This is a genomic window from Streptomyces sp. NPDC001450 (genome assembly GCF_053597295.1).
In genome coordinates, this window is record NZ_JBSFHY010000011.1 from 72,684 (window position 1) to 93,336 (window position 20,653).

Sequence of the window (20,653 nt, forward strand, 5' to 3'; positions counted from 1 at the left end):
GACCGCCCCCCTCGCACATCGTCTGGAGGCCGAACCGGCCGCCGGTGCGCTCCAGTTCGTGCAGCAGCGTCGTCATCAGCCGGACGCCGGTGGCGCCGAGGGGGTGGCCCAGGGCGATGGCACCGCCGTTGACGTTGACCTTCTCCGGGTCGGCGCCGGTCTCCTTGAGCCAGGCGAGCACGACGGGGGCGAAGGCCTCGTTGATCTCCACGAGGTCGATGGCGTCGATGGTCAGGCCGGTCTTCTTCAGGGCGTGCGCGGTGGCCGGGATGGGCGCGGAGAGCATGCGGATGGGGTCCTCGCCGCGTACGGAGAGGTGGTGGACGCGGGCCCGCGGGCGCAGCCCGTGTTCCCGTACCGCCCGCTCGGAGGCGAGCAGCATGGCCGCGGCTCCGTCGGAGACCTGGGAGGAGCAGGCCGCGGTGATGGTGCCGCCGTCGAGGACGGGCTTGAGCGTGGCCATCTTGTCCAGGGAGGTGTCCCGGCGCGGGCCCTCGTCGACGGTGACCTCGCCGTAGGGAACGGTCTCGCGCTCGAAGCGGCCGGTGTCGATGGCCCAGACGGCCCGCCGGTGCGAGCGCAGGGCGAACTCCTCCTGGTCCGCGCGGCTGATGCCCCATTTGGCGGCGATCATCTCGGCGCCGGCGAACTGGTTGACGGGCTGGTCGCCGTAGCGGGCGCGCCAGCCGGTGCTGCCGAGGAAGGGGCCGTCGGTCAGGCCGAGGGGGTCGGCGGCCTGCCGGGAGGCGAAGGCGATGGGGATCTGGGACATGTTCTGCACCCCGCCCGCGACCACCAGGTCCTGGGTACCGGAGAGCACGGCCTGCGCGGCGAAGTGCACGGCCTGCTGGGAGGAGCCGCACTGCCGGTCGACGGTGACGCCCGGCACCTCCTCGGGCAGACCTGCGGCCAGCCAGCAGGTGCGGGCGATGTCCCCGGCCTGCGGTCCGACCGCGTCCAGGCAGCCGAAGACGACGTCCTCCACGCGGGCCGGGTCGATCCCGGCCCGCTCCACGAGCGCCTTCAGCACATGTGCGCCCAGGTCGGCCGGGTGGACCCCGCTGAGCCCTCCCCCGCGCCGCCCGACGGGCGTGCGGACCGCTTCGACTATGTAGGCCTCGGCCATGGCGACTCCCTCACAGGAAAGGGGGGTGTTGATCGTGATGTCATTCGCGTACGGCGATCCCGTCCAGCACCATCGACAGGTACTGGCGGGCGATCTCCTCCGGGCTGTGCTGTCCGCCGGGCCGGTACCAGGACGCGGCGACCCACACCGTGTCCCGGACGAACCGGTAAGTGAGCCGGACGTCCAGGTCGGCGCGGAAGACGCGCTCGGCGACCCCGCGTTCCAGCGTGGACAGCCATGCCTTCTCGAACCGGCGCTGCGAGTCGGCGAGGAAGGCGAAGCGGTCCTGCGCGACGAGCTGCTTGCTCTCCTTCTGGTAGATCGCGACGGCGGCGCGGTGCCGGTCGATCTCCCGGAAGGACTCGGTGACCAGGGCCTCCAGGGTCTCGCGGGGCCCGAGCCCGGAGGCCAGGACGGTGTCGTAGCCGTCCCACAGCTCGTCCAGGAAGGTCCGCAGGATCTCCTCCAGCATCGACTCCTTGGAGTCGAAGTGGTAGTAGAGGCTGCCCGCGAGCATGCCGGCGTGGTCGGCGATGGTGCGGACGGTGGTGGCGTTGTAGCCCTGCTCGGCGAAGACCTCGGCGGCGGTGCCGAGGAGTTCGTGGCGGCGCGCCTGGGCGGCGGCGGCCGTGGGCTTCTTCGGGGCGGTCACCTGGGGCTTCTTCTTGGTCGGCACGAACCCATTGTGGTCTGCCGTTCGTCAGGGATGCTGGCTGCTGACGGCGACGACCTCGCCGGTCAGGTACGAGGAGTAGCCGGAGGCCAGGAACACGATCACGTTGGCCACCTCCCAGGGCTCGGCGTAGCGCCCGAAGGCCTCCCGTGCGGTCAGTTCCTGGAGCAGTTCGGCGGAGGTGACCTTCACCAGGTGCGGATGCATGGCGAGGCTGGGCGCCACCGCGTTGACCCGCACCCCGTAGGCGGCCGCCTCGATCGCCGCGCACCGGGTCAGCGCCATCACGCCGGCCTTGGCGGCGGCGTAGTGGGCCTGGCCGGCCTGGGCGCGCCAGCCGACGACGGAGGCGTTGTTGACGATCACCCCGCCGTCGGTGTCCCGCATGGCGCGCAGGGCCGCCCGGGTGCAGCGGAAGGTGCCGTTCAGTGTGACGTCGAGGACGCGGGACCACTGCTCGTCGGTCATGTCGACGAGGTTCGAAGTGCCGCCCAGCCCCGCGTTGTTGACCACGATGTCGAGCTTTCCGTGTTCCCGTACGGCCGCCTCGAAGAGTGCGCCCACCTGGGTCTCGTCGGTGACGTCGCAGGACACCGCGGCCACCGCGCCCGGGAACTCCCGGCCCAACTGGGCCTCGTGCTCCTTCAGGCGGCGCGTGTGCGCGTCGCTGATCAGCACCCGGGCACCCTCCTCCAGGAAGCGACGCGCGGTGGCCCCGCCGATCCCCGCGCCGGCCGCCGCGGTGATGACGGCGGTGCGCCCCTTCAGCAGCCCGTGCCCGGGCACGTACGCCGGACTCTCGACGCCTGTCATAGGGCCACGCTAACCTACCAAACACTTGTTAGGGAAGGACGGTGACGGCGACCGTGGACCTGACCCACGCTCCGGCCGACGAGGAGTTCCGCGCCGAGGCCCGCGCCTGGCTGGCGGCACACGTGCCCCGCACCCCGCTCCCCTCCCTGGAGACCGCGGAGGGCTTTGCGGCGCACCGCGCCTGGGAGGCCGAACTGGCCGCGGACCACTGGTCGGTGGTGTCCTGGCCCAAGGCGTACGGCGGGCGGGGCGCGGGGCTGATGCGCTGGCTGGTGTTCGAGGAGGAGTACTGGGCGGCGGGCGCGCCGGGCCGCGTAGGCCAGAACGGCATCAGCCTGCTCGCGCCGACCCTGTTCGACCACGGCACGGAGGAGCAACGCGCGCGCGTGCTGCCGCCGATGGCCTGCGCCGAGGTGGTCTGGGCGCAGGCCTGGTCAGAGCCGGAGGCGGGATCCGACCTGGCCTCGCTCACCTCAAGGGCGGTGCGGACGGACGGCGGCTGGCTGCTGAGCGGCCAGAAGACCTGGTCCTCACGGGCGGCCTTCGCCGACCGGGCCTTCGGCCTGTTCCGCAGCGACCCCGAGGCCCCGAAGCCGCACCAGGGGCTCACGTATCTGATGTTCGACCTGCGGGCCCCCGGCGTCGCCGTCCGCCCGATCGGCCGCCTCGACGGGAAGCCGGCCTTCGCGGAGCTGTTCCTGGACGAGGTGTTCGTGCCGGACGAGGACGTGATCGGCGAGCCCGGCCAGGGCTGGCGGATCGCGATGTCCACGGCGGGCAACGAACGCGGCCTCACCCTGCGATCCCCCGGCCGCTTCCTCGCCTCCGCCGCCCGGCTGCTGGAGCTGTGGAGGGCGCAGGGCCGCCCGGAGCAGGCGCGCGCCCGGGTGGCGGACGCGATGATCGGCGCCCGTGCCTACCAGCTGTTCACCTACTCGGCCGCCGCCCGCTTCCTGGAGGGCGCCGCGCTCGGGCCGGAGTCCAGCATGAACAAGGTGTTCTGGTCCGAGTACGACCTGGCGCTGCACGAGACGGCGCTCGATCTCCTGGGCGCGGAGGGCGAGTCGGCGGACACGGGCTGGGCGGAGGGGTACGTCTTCTCGCTGGCCGGGCCCATCTACGCGGGGACCAACGAGATCCAGCGCGACATCGTCGCCGAGCGCCTGCTCGGCCTGCCGAAGGGACGCCGCTGATGCGCTTCCTCCTCGACACCGAGCAGCGTGCCTTCGCCGAGTCGCTGCACGCGATGCTGACGGCGGCGGACACCCCGGCGGTGGTCCGGGACTGGAGCCGCGGCGACCATGCGGGCGGCCGCGCGCTGTGGCGTCGTATCGCCGAGGCAGGGGTCTTCGGTCTCGTCGTGTCCGAGGAGCACGGGGGACTGGGGCCGCACCCGGTGGAACTGGCCGTCGCCTTCGTGGAGCTGGGCAGGCACGCGGTGCCCGGGCCGCTGGTGGAGACGGTCGCGGCGGCCGTACTGCTCGGTGCGGACGGGTCCGCCAAACGGTTCCTGCCCGGGCTCGCGGCGGGCGAGATCATCGCGACCGTGGCGACGCCCACCGGGTACGCCCTCGACGGTGACGCGGCCGGCCTCCACCTCGTCCCGGCCCCCGGGGGACTGCGCCTGTCCCCGGGTCCCGGCCCGGTCCGCCCCTCTCTCGACCCCGCCCGCCGGCTGACCCCGCTGGCCCCCGGCGGCGAACTCCTGTCCCCCGACCCGCCGGACGCCCACGCCCTCACCTGGGCGCGCCTGGCCACCGCCGCCCAGGCCCTCGGCGTGGGACTCGCCCTGCTCGACCGGACGGTCGCCCACGTCCGAGCGCGCACGCAGTTCGGTGTCCCCATCGGCTCGTTCCAGGCGGTCAAGCACCGCCTCGCCGACGCGAAGATCGCCCTGGAGTTCGCCCGGCCGCTGCTCTTCGGAGCGGCGATGTCCCTGTGCCCCGCGGACGCGGCCGCCGCCAAGCTGAAGGCCTGCGAGGCGGCCTACGCCACCGCCCGCACGGCACTCCAGCTGCACGGAGCGATCGGGTACACGGCGGAGTACGACCTGTCCCTGTGGCTGACCAAGGCCCGCGCCCTGCGCACCGCGTGGGGCACGCCCGACGAGTGCAGGGACGCGGTGCTCGAGGCCGCCGGCTGAGCGGTCGGGGCCGGCGGGCGCACGGCTCAGGCAGGCCGCGCGATGCCCGCGGCACGTGCGGCCGCGAGCCACTGGGGGAACTCGGCGACGAGACGGTCGTACAGCTCGGCGTCGGAGACGTTCCGGGGATCCTGGCCCGCGTGGAAGAAGCCGGCGTTGTCCACCGGCCGCTTGCCGGGGACCGCCAGCTCGTCCAGTTTGCGCAGGAACTCGAACTGGCGGCTGCCCGGGTCGCCGAAGCCGACGAACTGCCAGAACAGCGGCAGCTTCGCCGCCTTGCACAGATAGCGTTCCGCGGCGAGCTTGTTGATCGGGCCGCCGTCGGTCTGGAAGACGACCAGCGCGGGGTCGGTGGCGCCGCTGTCCAGGTAGTGGTCGATGACGGCGTCCATCGCCAGGTGGTAGCTGGTCTTGCCCATGTGCCCGAGCCCGGCGGCGATCCGCTCGATGCGGCCCTCGTGGCCGTCGAGGGCGATGTCGGTGACCGCGTCGACGTCCGTGGAGAAGAACACCACGGGCACCCGTCCGTCGTCGTCCAGGTGCGCGGACAGGCCCAGCACCCGGTCGGCGAGCGCCTGCACGCTGCCGTCCTTGTAGTACGGCTTCATCGAGCCCGAGTAGTCGACCACCAGGTACACGGCGGCCCGCAGCCCGTCCAGGCCGTGTTTGCGCAGGCAGACGCCGGCCGAGCGGTACGGCTCGACGAGCGCGGGCGCGGTCTCCTCCACCTTGCGCAGGCTGATCGCGGCCATGGTTCCCCACTTGGCTGTGCAGGAGGCCGAGCCTAAGGGATCAGACGCCCCGGCTGTCGCTCCCGTCACATCAGTTCGCTATTTTGTTCGCCGCCGTCCCCACCGGCTCACCCTGTCCCGAACTTTCCTCAGAGGAGCCGGCCGTGACCGCCGAGTCCGCCGTCACCACCTGCTTTCGCCACCCCAAGGTGGAGTCCCACGTCCGCTGCACGCGCTGCGACCGCCACATCTGCCCGTCCTGCATGCGGGAGGCCGCCGTCGGTCATCAGTGCGTGGACTGCGTGAAGGAGGGCGCTCGCTCGGTCCGGCAGGCGCGCACGGCGTTCGGCGGCAGGATCAGCGCGGTGCCGCTGGTGACGTACGTGCTGATCGGGCTCAACGTGCTCGCCTATCTGGCCGAGTTGGCGCGTCCCTCGGTCGAGGACCGGTTCGACATGCTGGGCACCGTGCCGGCGGGCTACTACCCGGAGGGCGTCGCCCACGGCGAGTGGTACCGACTGCTGACCGGGGCGTTCCTGCACCTGACGCCCGCCGAGGGCACGTTCGGCATCGCGCACATCCTGATGAACATGCTCGCGCTGTGGAACGTCGGCCGGGTGGTCGAGGCCCAGCTGGGCCGGGTCCGTTATCTCGCCCTGTACCTGCTGTCGGCGCTCGGCGGCTCGGTCCTGGTGCTGCTGCTCGCCCCCGAGACCCCCACGGTCGGCGCCTCCGGGGCCATCTTCGGGCTGGGCGCCGCGTACTACGTCATGGGGCGTCGCCTCGGCTACGACATGCGCGCGGTGAACCAGTACATGGGCGGTCTGCTGCTGTGGCTGGTGATCTCCGCGTGGGTGACCTCCTGGCAGGGCCACCTCGGCGGGCTGCTGGCGGGCGGGGCGGTGACGCTGGCTTACGCGTACGCGCCCCGGGACAACCGCCGCGTCCTGATCCAGGCGGGCGCGTGCGTGGCCCTGCTGGCGCTGCTGCTGGTCCTCGCCTGGGTCAAGGCCGGGGATCTCACGGGAGGCGCGGCCGCATGAGGCGAGCGGGAATCCTGCTGAGGCCGTCGCCGACGCCCCGCCGGGCCTGGCCGCGCCCGCCAAGAAGGAGCTGGCACAGCGGATCGTGGCCGGCTCCGAGAACTCCACGCTCCACTGGCGGCAGTTGCACGCTCCGCTGAAGTGGCGGGTGTACGGGGAGCCGTACCGGATTCCGTAGCGCGTCACGGACGTCAGCCGGCCCACTTCCGGCGCAGCACCTCCTCCGCGGGTTTGCCGTGCGGGGTGTACGCCAGGCGTGCCGGGGTCTCTCCGCTGTCCGGCCAGTCGTCCCACATCCACCAGCAGACACCGGCCCACCACGGACGGCCCTCGAAGGAGTCGAGGAGTGCCCGGTAGGCGGCGGCCTGTTCGGCGTCGGCCGGGCGGGTGCTGACGGTCCAGGAGTACGGGGCGGTGGTGGAGCCGCGCTGGCTGACGTACCCGGCCTCGGTGAACAGGATCCGGCGGTGCCGGCGCGCCGAGTAGGCGGCGAGCTTCTGCCGGATCGGGGCCCAGGCGCGGTTCAGCAGGGCGGGATCGGTGGTGGGCTTCTCGGCGAGGGGCCAGTAGGCGTCGATGCCGATGAGGTCGAGGTCCTTCCAGAAGTGGACGTGCTCGTACTCGTCGTAGTTGGCAGCGTAGGTCAGCGGGCCGTCGTAGTGGTCGCGGACCGCCTTGATCACCTTTGTCCAGGCGGCGGTGTCGCCGGAGACCCCGGCGAGTTCGGTGCCGACCGCGAGCTGTTCGGCTCCGGTGCCGGCGGCGATGTCCGCGTAGTGGGTGATGAAGCGGCGGTAGGCGGCGAACCAGGCGGCCCGGTCGCGGGGGCGGATCTCGGCGCGGTCCTCGTCGCCGGGCAGGTCCACGTGCGGTTTGATCATCACCTTGAGGCCGGCCGCGTGGGCGCGCTCGACGATCCTGCGCAGGCTCGCGTCGCTTGCGGTCTCCTCCGTGGCGTGCGGGCCGGAGTCGGTGACCCGCTTCTGGTACCAGGTCGGGGTGAAGGTGACCCAGCGTGCCCCGGTGGCCTTGATACCGCGCAGATAGCGGGGTGCGGCCGGGCTGTCGTAGTCGGTGCGGTACCACGAGGGCAGGGTGATGCCGCGCATGGCGGTCGTCCCGGTCTCCGGGCGGGAGGCGTGCGTGCTGCCGTGGCCGGACCCCTGGCCCTGCCCGGTGGACACGCATCCGCCGGCGGCGAGGAGGACCGCCGCCATGACGGCGACGGTCCTCCTCCTGGGGGCGGGCGCCGTCACAGCGCCGCCGGGCTGACGAAGGTGTAGCCGAGTGCCCTGATGCCGTCGATCGTGTCCTTCAACGGCTGCACCGGGTAGTACGGGTGGTAGAAGAAGCTCGCCACTCCGTCCCGTACGGCCAGGTTGGCCTTCGCCGAGGCGATGAGGTCGGCGGGCAGGCGCGCCGGGTGGTTGTTGTACGCCTCCGGCTCGTAGTTGCCGATGTTCTCGGGCAGCACCTTGGTGCCGTACACGTCCTTCACGACGTACGGGAAGAACTGGCCGATGAACCGGTTCGGGTCGGACTGGGCCCCGCTCAGCGTCCCGGCGAAGTAGAGCGAACGCTCAAGGCGTGCCGAGAAGTTGGAGCTGAAGACCTTGTAGTCGGCCGCGGAGCCCGCGTAGTGCGGGGTCGTCCACAGCGTCGGCTTGGGCAGGCCCGCCAGGGCGAACTGGGCGAGCGCGCTGGTGACGCGGGTCTGCGCCCAGAGGCTGGAGTCCTCGGCGACCGGGCCGTCGTAGACGACGTTGTTCGCGGCGTCGACGTGCGCGCGGTAGAACTCGAAGTCGTCGCCGGTGACGCCGTTGTAGGGGTTGGCGACGTTGCCGTACTGGTGGGTGTAGCCGTGGTCCATCAGGACCGCGCCCCTGGCCAGCATGTACTTCAGCGCGCTGACCACCTGCGGGCGCTGGGCGAGCGTGATCGTCTGCGGGACGCCGGCGTTGTAGGTGCCGTTGGGGTCCGTGTAGACGGGGATCACGTTGATGCCGTACGGGATGTTCTGCGAGTACAGGTAGTCGGCCATCGCCCGCAGTTCGGCGGGATCCGAGTCGGGGCTGATGTCCTCCAGGCGCACCATCGCCCGGTGCCGCTCGGCGGTGGCCGGGGCGAGGGCGTCGAAGAGCAGGTCCTCGAAGGCGATGACGCGGTCGGTCTCGGAGACGTACGCGAACGGGATCTCACCGATGTAGGTGAGGTTGGACGAGCGGACCGCCCAGCCGAAGGTGTGCCCGTTCGAGCTGTCCAGTCCCTCCGCGAGCCGGGTGACGGCCGGATACCCGGGCCCCGTCAGGACGTTGGGGCGCAGCACGCCGCCGTCCTGCCCGGCCGGAATGGTGCGGGTCAGTGTCTGGCCGCGGTACGTCACCTCCGTGACGTTGCCGATCGAACCGCCGTCCTCGTAGTACGACGTCGTCGGGTCCCAGCCGTACTTCTGCGTGAACTGGGCTACGCCCGCCGCCCCCGCCATGTTCCAGATGTTGGCGCCCATCCAGATCACCGGCTTGGTGCTCGCCGACGCGTCGGCGTAGAACGCGGCCGGGACGGCGTCCGGGATGGTGCCGCCGTAGTACGTCGAGCCGATGTAGATCACGGCCGAGTAAGAGTCGATCATTCCGGCGGTGTACTGCTGGACCGGCTTGGCCGTCACCGTGCCGAAGTGGCCGGCGAGGTTGGCCGTGGCCATCGCGTACAGCTCGCCCAGCTGCCCGTAGGGGCCCGCCGTGTCGTAGAGGACGAGTGTGGTCGCAGTGGCGTCCGCGGCCGCGTCGGCAGGGGCGAGCAGGGCCTTCTGCCTGGTCGCGGTGGTCGCCGTGGCCGCGGTGCGGACCGGGACGGCGGCCACGCGGGTGGTCGGGGTGGTCTTCGGGTGCGGCCGGGTGCGCCGCGTCTGGTCGGCCTTGAGCTGGGCCCTCGCCCAGCCCCTGAGGTCGACCCGGTTCAGTCCGGACCTGGTGCCGGCGGCCTCGCCCCTGCGGTGCTGCCCCCCGGCGGCCTGGGCGTTGGTGGCCATGAACGTGCCGCTCAGCAGAGCGGCGACGAGTAGTAGGACGATGGAAATGCGGCTGCGTGCCCGCTTCCGAGGCGGGATCACTCGTCTCACGATCTTCCCCCCACTTTGCCAAATGATTGACAAAGCATTTGGCGTCAGGAAGGCACAGATTCTTCTGGCCACTGCGAGGGCTGTCAAATGTCCTTCTCGGTCCCGGAAGGTCTGCTAAGTTCGCCTCGCGCGTTGGGGACGCGCACCGAATATGGGGGGACCATGTACGGACGACCCGCCCTGGGCGCACTGCTGCCCTTGGCAGGAGCGATGGCCGCACCGGAAGCAATACCCGGACTACCTTTGGCCAAAGCACTACAAGCGATAGCCGGGGCTGGATTCCTGATCTACTGCCTGACGGCGTGCCTGATACTGCTGGCCCGGATACACCTGCGACGCCGGGGCCAGGGGATGCGGGCCCATGCCGGGGGCAGCCGTGATCATTGAGCTGCTCCTTTGGTCGAGCATCACTCTGATCGTGATGGCCGGCTGCTACAACACCAGTCTTTTCCTGCTCTCTCGACGCAGAATTCGGCGTTCCAGAACAGACCGGAGAGAACGTTTCTACGTATTCCTGCTGGCGTGTCTGAACGAGGAGAAAGTTCTCACGGAAAGCCTTGCGCGCATCACTTCGTTGCCCGCCAGGAATTTCATGGCCCTGGTCATAGACGACGGCTCCGACGATCGCACGAGTGAAATCGCACTTGCCGCCGAGCCGAACCTGGTCCGGCTGCACCGGCGCACTCCACCGAACGCACGCCGGGGCAAGGGCGCCGCCCTCAACGACGGGGTGCGGCACCTCAGGGAGTCCGGCCTGCTCGCCGGGCACGACCCGGCGGACGTCGTGTTGTGCGTGGTCGACGCGGACGGGCGGCTCGATCCGCACGTCGTGCAGTCCGTCGACCCGTACTTCGACGACCCGCGCACGGGCGCGGTTCAGGTCTGCGTCCGGATGTACAACCGGGACCAGGGGCTGCTCGCCCGCATGCAGGACATGGAGTTCGTCGTGTACGGCGACGTGTTCCAGAGCGCGCGGCGCTTCATCGGCAGCGTGGGCATGGGCGGCAACGGGCAGTTCATGCGGCTGTCGGCGCTCGACACGCTGGATGGTGCCGGCCCGTGGAGCGACAGCCTCACCGAGGACCTCGACCTCGGGGTGCGGCTGATCGCCAAGGGCTGGACCAACATGCACTGCACAACCGCCGCGGTGTCCCAGCAGGCCGTGCTCAGCCTGCGGCGCCTGGTCCGGCAGCGGTCCCGCTGGTTCCAGGGTCATCTGCAGTCCGCCGGTCTCGTCCCGCTCATCCTCAGGGACGTGCCGACCCGGCCGGCGTTGGACATGCTCTACCACCTGTCGAGCCCGGTCCTGATCCTGCTCACCTCGCTGCTGCCGATCTCCTTCCTGGTCGCCCTGGGTGCCACCGTCATGGCCTCCGTCCAGGTGGGACACGCGCTCGTGTCGCCGATGTGGCTGCTCGGACCGTATGTGCTCTCGTTCACGGCCGCCTACACGTACGGTTTCGTCTACTTCAAGCGTGAGCGGGAGCTCGGGCTGGTGCGCTGTGTGCTCCTCGCCCATGTCTTCGTCTTCTACGGCTACATCTGGTTCTTCGCCGGCTGGTGGGGGTTCTGGCGGATGCTCACCGGCAAGCAGACCTGGCTGAAGACCGCGCGCACCTGAGGGCGGCCGTCCCTCTCTCGCGGCTCTCCCGCCGCGCCTCTCTCATCTCTTCTCTCATCGCGTCTCTCATCTCCGCACCGCTCACACCCTTGCGTGGTCCTGCGACGACCACGCATGCCCTAGGGGGGCCTTCCATGTCCACACCTCCGTCGACCCTGCCCGTACGCGCCATGCTCGTGCTGGGCACCCGGCCGGAAGCGATCAAGCTGGCGCCGGTGGCACGGGCCATGGCCGACAGCGAGCAGTTCGAGCCGGTCGTCGTCACCACCGGCCAGCACCGCGAGATGCTCCACCAGATGCTCGGCCTGCTCTGCGTCGACGTACGGATCGCGCTCGACGTGATGCGCAGCCGGCAGCAGTTGTCCGAACTGACCGCCCGCCTGGTCGGCGAACTCGGCGAGGCCATGCGGGAGCGACGGCCGGACCTGGTCGTGGTGCAGGGGGACACCACGACCGCGCTGGCCGGCGCCCTGGCCGCCTTCTACGAGAAGATCCCGGTCGCCCACGTCGAGGCGGGGCTGCGCACCGGAGTCATCGACAACCCGTTCCCGGAGGAGCTCAACCGCAGCCTCATCGGACGCATGGCCCGCTGGCACTTCGCCCCGACCCCGCGCGCGGCACGGCATCTGACCGACGAGGGTGTCCCGGCGGAGCAGGTGTTCACCACCGGCAACACCGTCATCGACAACCTGCTGTGGGTGCTGGCCGAGGGCACCGGCACCTCCGCGTTCCGCACCGGCGCCCGGCGGGTCCTGGTGACCCTGCACCGCCGGGAGAACCAGGGCGAGCGGATGCGCGGCATGGGCCGTGCGCTCACCCGGCTCGCCGGACGCGGGGACGTGGAGATCGTGCTGCCGCTGCACAAGAGCCCCGCCGTACGGGACGCGCTGCTGCCCGAACTCGACGGCCACGCCGGCATCTCGCTCGTCGAACCGCTCGACTACCTGGACTTCGCGGCCACGCTGGCCGAGTGCGACCTGGTGCTCACCGACTCCGGCGGCATCCAGGAGGAGGCTCCGAGCCTGAGCAAGCCCGCGCTGGTGCTGCGCACGACCACCGAGCGCCCGGAGGCGGTCGAGGCCGGCGCGGCCCGGCTGATCGGCACGGACCCGGACGCCATCGTGACCTGGGCCGAGCGGCTGCTGGACGATCCGGTGGAGTACCGGCGGATGGCGACCGCGGGCAACCCGTTCGGGGACGGACAGGCGGCCGGGCGCGTACTCGCCCAACTGGCCGAGGACTTCGCCGCCGAAGTTCCGGTCGGCCTCACCGCGTCCGGGCCATACTCTGCGGCATGACGTCATCACTCCTGCGCCCCCGCCGCCGGATCCCGCCGATCCCGCAGGGGCGCAGGGGTCGTCTGCTCACCACCCTGGCACTGGCGCTCACACTGACCGCGCTCCTGGCGGTCGCCCTGACCCAGTGCCGGGGCAACGCCGCACCGCCGCCCAAACCCTGGATCGACGGCACGATCCACGGCCGCTGGCTCTCGGTGTTCAACGGTCACGGCACCAACCTGGGCGACGACGACTCCCTGTCGCTCTCCCCCAGAGCCGCGGAGGACCCCGGCACCACACACGCGGGCCTCGTGGTGAGCACCGCCTCGTACACGGACGTGCGGTACGAGGCGCGGATGCGGACGGTGCGGCAGCTGCGCGATCCCGACCCGAACCCGTGGGAAGTCCCGTGGCTGGTCTGGGCGTACACCGATCCGGAGCACTTCTACTACATCACCCTCAAGCCGAACGGCTGGGAGCTGGGGAAGCGGGATCCGGCCTATCCGGGTGGCCAGCGCTTCCTGGCGACCGGGAGGACGGTGTACCCGGTGGGCGCCTGGTACACGGTCCGGGTGGAGCAGAACGGCGGGGACCTCACCGTCGAGGTGGGCGGAAAGCACCTGGTGACCTTCGTCGACACCGAACGGCCGTACACCAAGGGCAGGATGGGTGCCTACACCGAGGACGCGACCGTGAAGTTCCAGGGGATGAAGGCGAGTTCACGCTGAAAAGGCGGCGACGCCTGCCCACGTCCGGTCGGGGACTGTGGGGCAGGCGCCACCAGTGTTCCGTACGCCTTTGTACGGGACGTTCTTGTGCTGAACCGTCAGACCATCAGGGAGCGGTCCGTCGGGCGGATCGGGGCCGGCAGGTCGCTGACTCCGGTCAGGTGCCGGTCGACACCGCGGGCGGCCGAGCGGCCCTCCGCGATCGCCCACACGATGAGGGACTGGCCGCGGCCGGCGTCACCGGCGACGAACACACCCGGCACGTTGGTCTGGAAGTCGGCGTCGCGAGCGATGTTACCGCGCTCGTCGAGGTCCAGACCGAACTGCTCCACCAGGCCGTTCTCCCGGTCGGTGCCGGTGAAACCCATGGCGAGGGTGACCAGCTGGGCCGGGATCTTGCGCTCGGTGCCCGGCTTCGGGGTCAGCCTGCCGTCGACGAACTCGACCTCGGTCAGGTGCAGCCACTGCACGTTGCCGTCCTCGTCGCCCTCGAAGTGGGTCGTCGAGACGGAGTAGACCCGCTCGCCGCCCTCCTCGTGCGCCGAGGTGACCTTGTAGAGCATCGGGAAGGTCGGCCAGGGCTGGTTGGTCGGGTGCCGCTCGTCGTTCGGGCGGGGCATGATCTCCAGCTGAGTGACGGAGGCCGCGCCCTGGCGGTGGGCGGTGCCCACGCAGTCGGCGCCGGTGTCGCCACCGCCGATGACGACGACGTGCTTGCCCTCGGCCGAGATCGGCGCGGTGACGTAGTCGCCCTCCTGCACCTTGTTGGCCAGCGGCAGGAACTCCATCGCCTGGTGGATGCCCTTGAGCTCGCGGCCCGGCACCGGCAGGTCACGGGCGGTCGTGGCGCCGGCGGCGATCACGATCGCGTCGTACCGCTTCTTCAGGTCGGTCGCCTTGAGGTCGCGGCCGATCTCGATGCCGGTGCGGAAGCGGGTGCCTTCCGCGCGCATCTGCTCGATACGGCGGTTGATGTGCCGCTTCTCCATCTTGAACTCGGGGATGCCGTACCGGAGGAGGCCTCCGACGCGGTCCGCGCGCTCGTAGACGGCGACGGTGTGCCCGGCCCGGGTCAGCTGCTGGGCGGCGGCGAGGCCCGCCGGGCCCGAGCCGATGACCGCGACCGTCTTGCCGGACAGGCGCTCGGGCGCCTGCGGGGCGACGTCCCCGGTCTCCCACGCCTTGTCGATGATCGAGACCTCGACGTTCTTGATGGTGACCGGCGCCTGGTTGATGCCGAGCACGCACGCCGACTCGCAGGGGGCCGGGCAGAGGCGACCGGTGAACTCCGGGAAGTTGTTGGTCGCGTGCAGGCGCTCCGAGGCGGCCGCCCAGTCCTCGCGGTAGGCGTAGTCGTTCCACTCGGGGATCAGGTTCCCCAGCGGACAGCCGTTGTGGCAGAACGGGATGCCGCAGTCCATGCACCGGCTGGCCTGCTTGCTGATGATCGGCAGCAGGGAGCCGGGGACGTAGACCTCGTTCCAGTCCTTGACGCGCTCGGTGACGGGGCGGGTCTTGGCGACCTCACGGCCGTGGTTCAGGAAGCCCTTCGGGTCAGCCATTGATCGCCGCCTCCATCATCTTCTCGGTGATCTCGGTCTCGGAGAGACCGGCTCGCTCGGCGGCGTCCTTGGCGGCGAGCACTGCCTTGTACGTGCTGGGGATGATCTTGCTGAACCGCGCCACGGCCGTGTCCCAGTCGGCCAGCAGCTTCTCGGCGACCGTCGAGCCGCTCTCCTCGGCGTGGCGGCGCACCACGTCGTGCAGCCACTGCTTGTCCGTGTCGTCCAGCGCCTCGACGGCGTCGGCGTTGCCGACGTTGACGTTGTCGCGGTCGAGGTCGATGACGTACGCGATGCCGCCGGACATGCCCGCCGCGAAGTTGCGGCCGGTCGGGCCGAGGACCACCGCGCGACCGCCGGTCATGTACTCGCAGCCGTGGTCGCCCACGCCCTCGGAGACGACCAGCGCGCCGGAGTTGCGGACGCAGAACCGCTCACCGGTACGGCCGCGCAGGAACAGCTCGCCGCCGGTGGCGCCGTAGGCGATGGTGTTGCCCGCGATGGTCGAGTACTCGGCGAGGTGGTCGGCAGCGCGGTCCGGGCGGACGACGACGCGGCCGCCGGAGAGGCCCTTGCCGACGTAGTCGTTGGCGTCGCCCTCCAGGCGCAGCGTGATGCCGCGCGGCAGGAACGCGCCGAAGGACTGGCCGGCGGAGCCGGTGAAGGTGATGTCGATGGTGTCGTCGGGCAGGCCCGCGCCACCGAACTTCTTCGTCACCTCGTGGCCGAGCATGGTGCCGACCGTGCGGTTGATGTTGCGGATGGCGACCTGGGCGCGCACCGGCTGTGCCTCGGTGGCGTCCGAGGCGGCGAGCGCGTCCGCGGCCAGCTTGATCAGCTCGTTGTCCAGGGCCTTCTCCAGGCCGTGGTCCTGCTCGACGATCTGGTGACGCACCGCGCCCTCGGGCAGCGACGGGACGTGGAACAGCGGCTCCAGGTCCAGGCCCTGCGCCTTCCAGTGGTCGACGGCACGGGCGACGTCGAGCGCCTCGGCGTGGCCGACGGCCTCCTCGATGGAGCGGAAGCCCAGCTCGGCGAGGATCTCGCGGACCTCCTCGGCGATGAACTGGAAGAAGTTCACCACGTACTCGGCCTTGCCGTTGAAGCGGTCGCGCAGGACCGGGTTCTGGGTGGCGATGCCGACCGGGCAGGTGTCCAGGTGGCAGACGCGCATCATCACGCAGCCGGAGACGACGAGCGGAGCGGTCGCGAAACCGAACTCCTCGGCGCCGAGCAGCGCGGCGATGACCACGTCACGGCCGGTCTTCAGCTGGCCGTCCGTCTGGACCACGATCCGGTCGCGCAGGCCGTTGAGCAGCAGCGTCTGCTGCGTCTCGGCCAGGCCCAGCTCCCAGGGACCGCCCGCGTGCTTGAGCGAGGTCAGCGGGGAGGCACCCGTACCGCCGTCGTGACCCGAGATCAGGACCACGTCCGCGTGCGCCTTGGACACACCGGCCGCGACCGTGCCGACGCCGACCTCCGACACCAGCTTCACGTGGATACGTGCGGCCGGGTTGGCGTTCTTGAGGTCGTGGATCAGCTGGGCCAGGTCCTCGATGGAGTAGATGTCGTGGTGCGGCGGCGGGGAGATGAGGCCCACGCCCGGCGTCGAGTGACGCGTCTTGGCGACCCACGGGTAGACCTTGTGGCCGGGCAGCTGGCCGCCCTCGCCGGGCTTGGCGCCCTGGGCCATCTTGATCTGGATGTCGTCCGCGTTGACCAGGTACTCGGAGGTGACACCGAAGCGGCCGGAGGCGACCTGCTTGATGCTGGACCGGCGTGCCGGGTCGTACAGGCGCTCCGGGTCCTCGCCGCCCTCACCGGTGTTGGACTTGCCGCCCAGCTGGTTCATGGCGATGGCGAGGGTCTCGTGCGCCTCCTTGGAGATGGAGCCGTACGACATGGCGCCGGTCGAGAAGCGCTTGACGATCTCGCTCGCCGGCTCGACCTCGTCGATGGAGATCGGCTGGCGGCCGGACTTGAAGCCGAACAGGCCGCGCAGCGTCATCAGGCGCTCGGACTGCTCGTTCACCCGCTCGGTGTACTTCTTGAAGATGTCGTAGCGGCCGGAGCGCGTGGAGTGCTGCAGGCGGAAGACCGTCTCCGGGTCGAACAAGTGCGGCTCGCCCTCGCGGCGCCACTGGTACTCGCCGCCGATCTCCAGCGCGCGGTGCGCCGGGGCGATGCCGGAGGCCGGGTAGGCCTTGGCGTGGCGGGCGGCGACCTCCTTGGCGATGACGTCGATGCCCACGCCGCCGATCTTGCTGGCGGTGCCGTTGAAGTACTTCTCGACGAAGGTGTCCTCCAGGCCGACGGCCTCGAAGACCTGGGCGCCGCGGTAGGAGGCGACGGTCGAGATGCCCATCTTGGACATGACCTTCAGGACGCCCTTGCCGAGGGCGTAGATCAGGTTGCGGATGGCCTTCTCGGGCTCTATGTCCGACAGGAAGGTGCCCGCGCGGACGAGGTCCTCGACGGACTCCATCGCCAGGTACGGGTTCACGGCCGCGGCGCCGAAGCCGATCAGCAGCGCGACGTGGTGGACCTCGCGGACGTCGCCGGCCTCGACCAGCAGGCCCACGTGGGTGCGCTGCTTGGTGCGGATGAGGTGGTGGTGGACGGCCGCGGTGAGCAGCAGCGACGGGATCGGCGCGTGCTCGGCGTCCGAGTGCCGGTCCGAGAGGACGATCAGCCGGGCGCCGTTCTCGATGGCCGCGTCGGCCTCGGCGCAGATCTCCTCGATGCGCGCGGCAAGGGCGTCACCGCCGCCGGAGACCCGGTACAGGCCGGAGAGGGTCGCGGCCTTGAAGCCGGGCATGTCGCCGTCGGCGTTGATGTGGATGAGCTTGGCCAGCTCGTCGTTGTCGATGACCGGGAAGGGCAGCACGACGGAGCGGCAGGAGGCCGCGGTCGGGTCGAGCAGGTTGCCCTGCGGGCCCAGCGAGCTGCGCAGGGAGGTGACCAGCTCCTCGCGGATCGCGTCCAACGGCGGGTTGGTGACCTGCGCGAACAGCTGGGTGAAGTAGTCGAAGAGCAGCCGCGGGCGCTCGGAGAGAGCGGCGATCGGCGAGTCGGTGCCCATCGAGCCGATCGGCTCGGCGCCGGCCTTGGCCATCGGCGCGAGGATGACGCGCAGCTCCTCCTCGGTGTAGCCGAAGGTCTGCTGGCGGCGGGTGACCGAGGCGTGGGTGTGGACGATGTGCTCGCGCTCGGGCAGGTCGCCCAGCTCGATCTCACCGGCCTCCAGCCACTCGGCGTACGGCTGCTCGGCGGCGAGGGACGCCTTGATCTCGTCGTCCTCGATGATGCGGTGCTCGACGGTGTCGACGAGGAACATCTTGCCGGGCTGCAGGCGGCCCTTGCGGACGACCTTGGCCGGGTCGATGTCGAGTACGCCGACCTCGGAGCCGAGGACGACGAGGCCGTCGTCGGTGACCCAGTAGCGGCCGGGGCGCAGACCGTTGCGGTCGAGCACGGCGCCGACCTGGGTGCCGTCGGTGAAGGTGACGCAGGCGGGGCCGTCCCAGGGCTCCATCATCGTGGAGTGGAAGCCGTAGAAGGCGCGCCGGGCCGGCTCCATGGAGTCGTGGTTCTCCCACGCCTCCGGGATCATCATCAGCACGGAGTGCGGGAGCGAGCGGCCGCCGAGGTGGAGCAGCTCGAGCACCTCGTCGAAGGAGGCCGAGTCGGAGGCGTCCGGCGTGCACACCGGGAAGATCCGCTCCAGGCCCTTGTCCCCGAAGAGGTCCGAGACCAGCTGGGACTCGCGGGCGCGCATCCAGTTGCGGTTGCCCTTGACGGTGTTGATCTCACCGTTGTGGGCGACGAAGCGGTAGGGGTGCGCGAGCGGCCACGACGGGAAGGTGTTCGTGGAGAAGCGCGAGTGGACGAGCGCGACGGCCGAGGCGAAGCGGCGGTCGGACAGGTCCGGGAAGAAGGGCTCCAGCTGGCCGGTGGTCAGCATGCCCTTGTAGACGATCGTGCGGGCGGAGAGGGACGGGAAGTAGACACCGACCTCCCGCTCGGCGCGCTTGCGCAGCACGAAGGCCTTGCGGTCCAGCGCGATGCCCTCGCTGGTGCCGTCGGCGACGAAGACCTGCCGGAAGACCGGCATGGTGGACCGGGCGGTGGCGCCCAGCAGTTCCGGTGCGACGGGGACCTCGCGCCAGCCGAGGACGGTCAGGCCCTCGTCGGCTGCGATCGTCTCGATCCGCGAGACGGCGTCCTCGGTCCCTTCGCCCGGCAGGAAGGCGATGCCTACGGCATACGAGCCCGCCACGGGAAGGTCGAATCCGGCCACGTCACGGAAGAAGGCGTCGGGCACCTGGGAGAGGATGCCGGCGCCGTCGCCGGAGTCGGGCTCGGAGCCGGTGGCGCCGCGGTGCTCGAGATTGCGCAGAACGGTGAGCGCCTGCTCGACCAGCGCGTGGCTCGCCTCTCCGGTGAGGGTCGCCACGAATCCGACGCCACAGGCGTCGTGCTCGTTGCGGGGGTCGTACATACCCTGCGCAGCAGGGCGAGCATCCATGAAGGACCAGTTCTGGCCATTCGCGGAATGCTGGGACGGCTGGCGCGGCGTACGCATCGGCTCTCCCGTCGTCGTCATGTGGCATGTGGCAGGTGCCGAGGGACGACGTTGGCCCTCTGCGGATGTGGCGAAATTTCGTGCAGGTTACATGATGGAGCGGTTCTCGGGAACCGGATACTCCGTTCCAACATGCGGACGCCGCCCGGGTTTACGGCAGGTGCCGCGGGGTCACGGCAGCGCCGCACACGAGCGGCGGGAAGTATGTGGGGGACCGAGCGGGACAAGATCGATCAGATCGGCGTCCGACGGCCCGAAGGAGGCGGGGGGAGCGTCGTCGCCCCTCCCGCAAGTGCACCGCAGGCGTCATTGCCCACAGCGCTTACGGCTCATGCCCGGTGGTTAAGCATTCGAAACCAGCAAGTAACGGCTACTTATGCGGCCCATCGCATAGGTAGCGGTCGCACTATCCTACGGCCGTTCCGAACAGGCTGCCCAGGGCGTACGTCACACCGGCCGCCGCGCCGCCCAGCGCGAGCTGCCTGAGGCCGCTGTACCACCAGGTCCGCGCGGTCACCCTGGCCACCACGGCGCCGCAGCCGAAGAGCCCGGCGAGCGCGAGGAGGAGGGCCGGCCAGAGGGCGGTGGCACCCAGCAGGTACGGCAGGACGGGCAGCAGGGCGCCGAGCGCGAACGACCCGAAGGACGACACGGCCGCGACCAGCGGCGACGGCAGGTCACCGGGGTCGATGCCCAGCTCCTCGCGCGCGTGGATCTCCAGGGCCTGCTCGGGATCCTCGGACAGCTGCCGGGCGACCTCACGGGCCAGTTCGGGCTCGACCCCGCGGGCCACGTAGAGCGCCGCCAGCTCGTCCTCCTCGTCCTGCGGGTGCTTGCGCAGCTCACGCCGCTCGACGTCGAGTTCGGCCTCGACGAGTTCGCGCTGCGAGGCGACGGAGGTGTACTCGCCGGCCGCCATGGAGAAGGCGCCGGCGGCGAGGCCCGCGAGCCCGGTGATGACGATCGTCTGGTGACCGACGGAACCGCCGGCCACACCGGTCAGCAGAGCGAGGTTGGAGACCAGGCCGTCCATGGCACCGAAGACGGCGGGACGCAGCCAACCGCCGTTCACGTCCCGGTGCGTGTGGTTGTCGCGGTGCGCCTCGTGCAGCGCCGCCTCGGTTTCGATGATGGCCATGCGGGCCCCCCAGGAAGATTAGCCAAAGCTAACTTTGGATGCGTTCTACTTTTCGACAATACGGAACGTACGCCGATAATTTCATCGCCGCCAGC

The 20,653-nt window shown here is 70.7% G+C and carries 15 protein-coding genes; 6 read left to right on the top strand and 9 right to left on the bottom strand.

Features of this window, described 5'->3' with window-relative positions:
* The 3 genes from ACWC5O_RS14530 to ACWC5O_RS14540 all read right to left on the bottom strand — a co-directional run.
* Nucleotides 1-1,126: acetyl-CoA C-acetyltransferase (locus ACWC5O_RS14530; RefSeq protein WP_450780984.1), on the bottom strand; the 1,126-nt coding region annotated here is incomplete at its 3' end.
* Nucleotides 1,127-1,166: 40 nt separating this feature from the next.
* Nucleotides 1,167-1,802 (bottom strand): TetR/AcrR family transcriptional regulator, encoded by a 636-nt coding sequence (locus ACWC5O_RS14535; protein WP_094220263.1) that lies wholly within the window; start codon nucleotides 1,800-1,802, stop codon nucleotides 1,167-1,169.
* A gap of 24 nt (nucleotides 1,803-1,826) precedes the next feature.
* Nucleotides 1,827-2,612 (bottom strand): SDR family oxidoreductase, encoded by a 786-nt coding sequence (locus ACWC5O_RS14540; RefSeq protein WP_450587353.1) that lies wholly within the window; start codon nucleotides 2,610-2,612, stop codon nucleotides 1,827-1,829.
* A gap of 53 nt (nucleotides 2,613-2,665) precedes the next feature.
* Between ACWC5O_RS14540 and ACWC5O_RS14545 the strand changes: the two genes are divergently transcribed.
* Both ACWC5O_RS14545 and ACWC5O_RS14550 read left to right on the top strand, forming a co-directional pair.
* Nucleotides 2,666-3,805 (top strand): acyl-CoA dehydrogenase family protein, encoded by a 1,140-nt coding sequence (locus tag ACWC5O_RS14545; RefSeq protein WP_450587452.1) that lies wholly within the window; start codon nucleotides 2,666-2,668, stop codon nucleotides 3,803-3,805.
* On the top strand, nucleotides 3,805-4,755 hold the full coding sequence (locus tag ACWC5O_RS14550) for an acyl-CoA dehydrogenase family protein (protein ID WP_450587351.1): 951 nt from the start codon (nucleotides 3,805-3,807) through the stop codon (nucleotides 4,753-4,755). The genes ACWC5O_RS14545 and ACWC5O_RS14550 overlap by 1 nt, the downstream gene beginning before the upstream one ends.
* 26 nt (nucleotides 4,756-4,781) lie before the next feature.
* Here the strand turns inward: ACWC5O_RS14550 and ACWC5O_RS14555 are convergent, their stop codons facing one another.
* Nucleotides 4,782-5,507: a VWA domain-containing protein gene (locus ACWC5O_RS14555; protein WP_450587349.1), complete on the bottom strand. Its 726-nt coding sequence runs from the start codon at nucleotides 5,505-5,507 to the stop codon at nucleotides 4,782-4,784.
* 143 nt (nucleotides 5,508-5,650) lie between these two features.
* Between ACWC5O_RS14555 and ACWC5O_RS14560 the strand changes: the two genes are divergently transcribed.
* Complete coding sequence (locus tag ACWC5O_RS14560; protein ID WP_450587348.1) at nucleotides 5,651-6,529, top strand: rhomboid family intramembrane serine protease; 879 nt, start codon at nucleotides 5,651-5,653, stop codon at nucleotides 6,527-6,529.
* A gap of 191 nt (nucleotides 6,530-6,720) precedes the next feature.
* On the opposite strand, the gene ACWC5O_RS14565 is transcribed toward ACWC5O_RS14560, so the two are convergent.
* Nucleotides 6,721-7,746, bottom strand: a complete 1,026-nt coding sequence (locus ACWC5O_RS14565) for a glycoside hydrolase family 113 (RefSeq protein WP_450587346.1) — start codon at nucleotides 7,744-7,746, stop codon at nucleotides 6,721-6,723.
* A 35-nt stretch (nucleotides 7,747-7,781) separates the two neighbouring features.
* Complete coding sequence (locus ACWC5O_RS14570; protein ID WP_450780986.1) at nucleotides 7,782-9,638, bottom strand: DUF2334 domain-containing protein; 1,857 nt, start codon at nucleotides 9,636-9,638, stop codon at nucleotides 7,782-7,784.
* Between the two features lie 430 nt (nucleotides 9,639-10,068).
* On the opposite strand from ACWC5O_RS14570, the gene ACWC5O_RS14575 reads away from it, so the two are divergent.
* The 3 genes from ACWC5O_RS14575 to ACWC5O_RS14585 all read left to right on the top strand — a co-directional run bounded on the left by ACWC5O_RS14575 (nucleotide 10,069) and on the right by ACWC5O_RS14585 (nucleotide 13,273).
* Nucleotides 10,069-11,268, top strand: coding sequence for a glycosyltransferase (locus tag ACWC5O_RS14575; protein ID WP_450780991.1), 1,200 nt, complete (start codon nucleotides 10,069-10,071; stop codon nucleotides 11,266-11,268).
* A 134-nt stretch (nucleotides 11,269-11,402) separates the two neighbouring features.
* Complete coding sequence (gene wecB / locus ACWC5O_RS14580) at nucleotides 11,403-12,566, top strand: non-hydrolyzing UDP-N-acetylglucosamine 2-epimerase (protein WP_450587342.1); 1,164 nt, start codon at nucleotides 11,403-11,405, stop codon at nucleotides 12,564-12,566.
* Nucleotides 12,563-13,273, top strand: coding sequence for a calcium-binding protein (locus tag ACWC5O_RS14585; RefSeq protein ID WP_450587341.1), 711 nt, complete (start codon nucleotides 12,563-12,565; stop codon nucleotides 13,271-13,273). The genes wecB and ACWC5O_RS14585 overlap by 4 nt, the downstream gene beginning before the upstream one ends.
* Nucleotides 13,274-13,371: 98 nt before the next feature.
* On the opposite strand, the gene ACWC5O_RS14590 is transcribed toward ACWC5O_RS14585, so the two are convergent.
* From ACWC5O_RS14590 to ACWC5O_RS14600, 3 genes are all read right to left on the bottom strand, one after another.
* Nucleotides 13,372-14,835 carry a glutamate synthase subunit beta gene (locus ACWC5O_RS14590; RefSeq protein WP_450587339.1) on the bottom strand — a complete coding sequence of 488 codons (1,464 nt, stop codon included), beginning with the start codon at nucleotides 14,833-14,835 and terminating at the stop codon, nucleotides 13,372-13,374.
* On the bottom strand, nucleotides 14,828-19,420 hold the full coding sequence (gene gltB, locus ACWC5O_RS14595) for a glutamate synthase large subunit (protein WP_450587337.1): 4,593 nt from the start codon (nucleotides 19,418-19,420) through the stop codon (nucleotides 14,828-14,830). Before gltB ends, ACWC5O_RS14590 begins: the two co-directional genes overlap by 8 nt.
* 406 nt (nucleotides 19,421-19,826) lie before the next feature.
* On the bottom strand, nucleotides 19,827-20,558 hold the full coding sequence (locus ACWC5O_RS14600) for a VIT1/CCC1 transporter family protein (protein WP_450587336.1): 732 nt from the start codon (nucleotides 20,556-20,558) through the stop codon (nucleotides 19,827-19,829).
* Nucleotides 20,559-20,653 lie beyond the last annotated feature (95 nt).

What these genes read in the sequence shown, in the direction of transcription:
- ACWC5O_RS14540 (WP_450587353.1), bottom strand. Translation starts at nt 2,612, where the DNA reads ATGACAGGCGTCGAGAGTCCGGCGTACGTGCCCGGGCACGGGCTGCTG.
- ACWC5O_RS14550 (WP_450587351.1), top strand. Translation starts at nt 3,805, where the DNA reads ATGCGCTTCCTCCTCGACACCGAGCAGCGTGCCTTCGCCGAGTCGCTG.
- ACWC5O_RS14555 (WP_450587349.1), bottom strand. Translation starts at nt 5,507, where the DNA reads ATGGCCGCGATCAGCCTGCGCAAGGTGGAGGAGACCGCGCCCGCGCTC.
- ACWC5O_RS14565 (WP_450587346.1), bottom strand. Translation starts at nt 7,746, where the DNA reads ATGGCGGCGGTCCTCCTCGCCGCCGGCGGATGCGTGTCCACCGGGCAG.
- ACWC5O_RS14575 (WP_450780991.1), top strand. Translation starts at nt 10,069, where the DNA reads ATGGCCGGCTGCTACAACACCAGTCTTTTCCTGCTCTCTCGACGCAGA.
- wecB (WP_450587342.1), top strand. Translation starts at nt 11,403, where the DNA reads ATGTCCACACCTCCGTCGACCCTGCCCGTACGCGCCATGCTCGTGCTG.
- ACWC5O_RS14585 (WP_450587341.1), top strand. Translation starts at nt 12,563, where the DNA reads ATGACGTCATCACTCCTGCGCCCCCGCCGCCGGATCCCGCCGATCCCG.
- ACWC5O_RS14590 (WP_450587339.1), bottom strand. Translation starts at nt 14,835, where the DNA reads ATGGCTGACCCGAAGGGCTTCCTGAACCACGGCCGTGAGGTCGCCAAG.
- gltB (WP_450587337.1), bottom strand. Translation starts at nt 19,420, where the DNA reads ATGCGTACGCCGCGCCAGCCGTCCCAGCATTCCGCGAATGGCCAGAAC.
- ACWC5O_RS14600 (WP_450587336.1), bottom strand. Translation starts at nt 20,558, where the DNA reads ATGGCCATCATCGAAACCGAGGCGGCGCTGCACGAGGCGCACCGCGAC.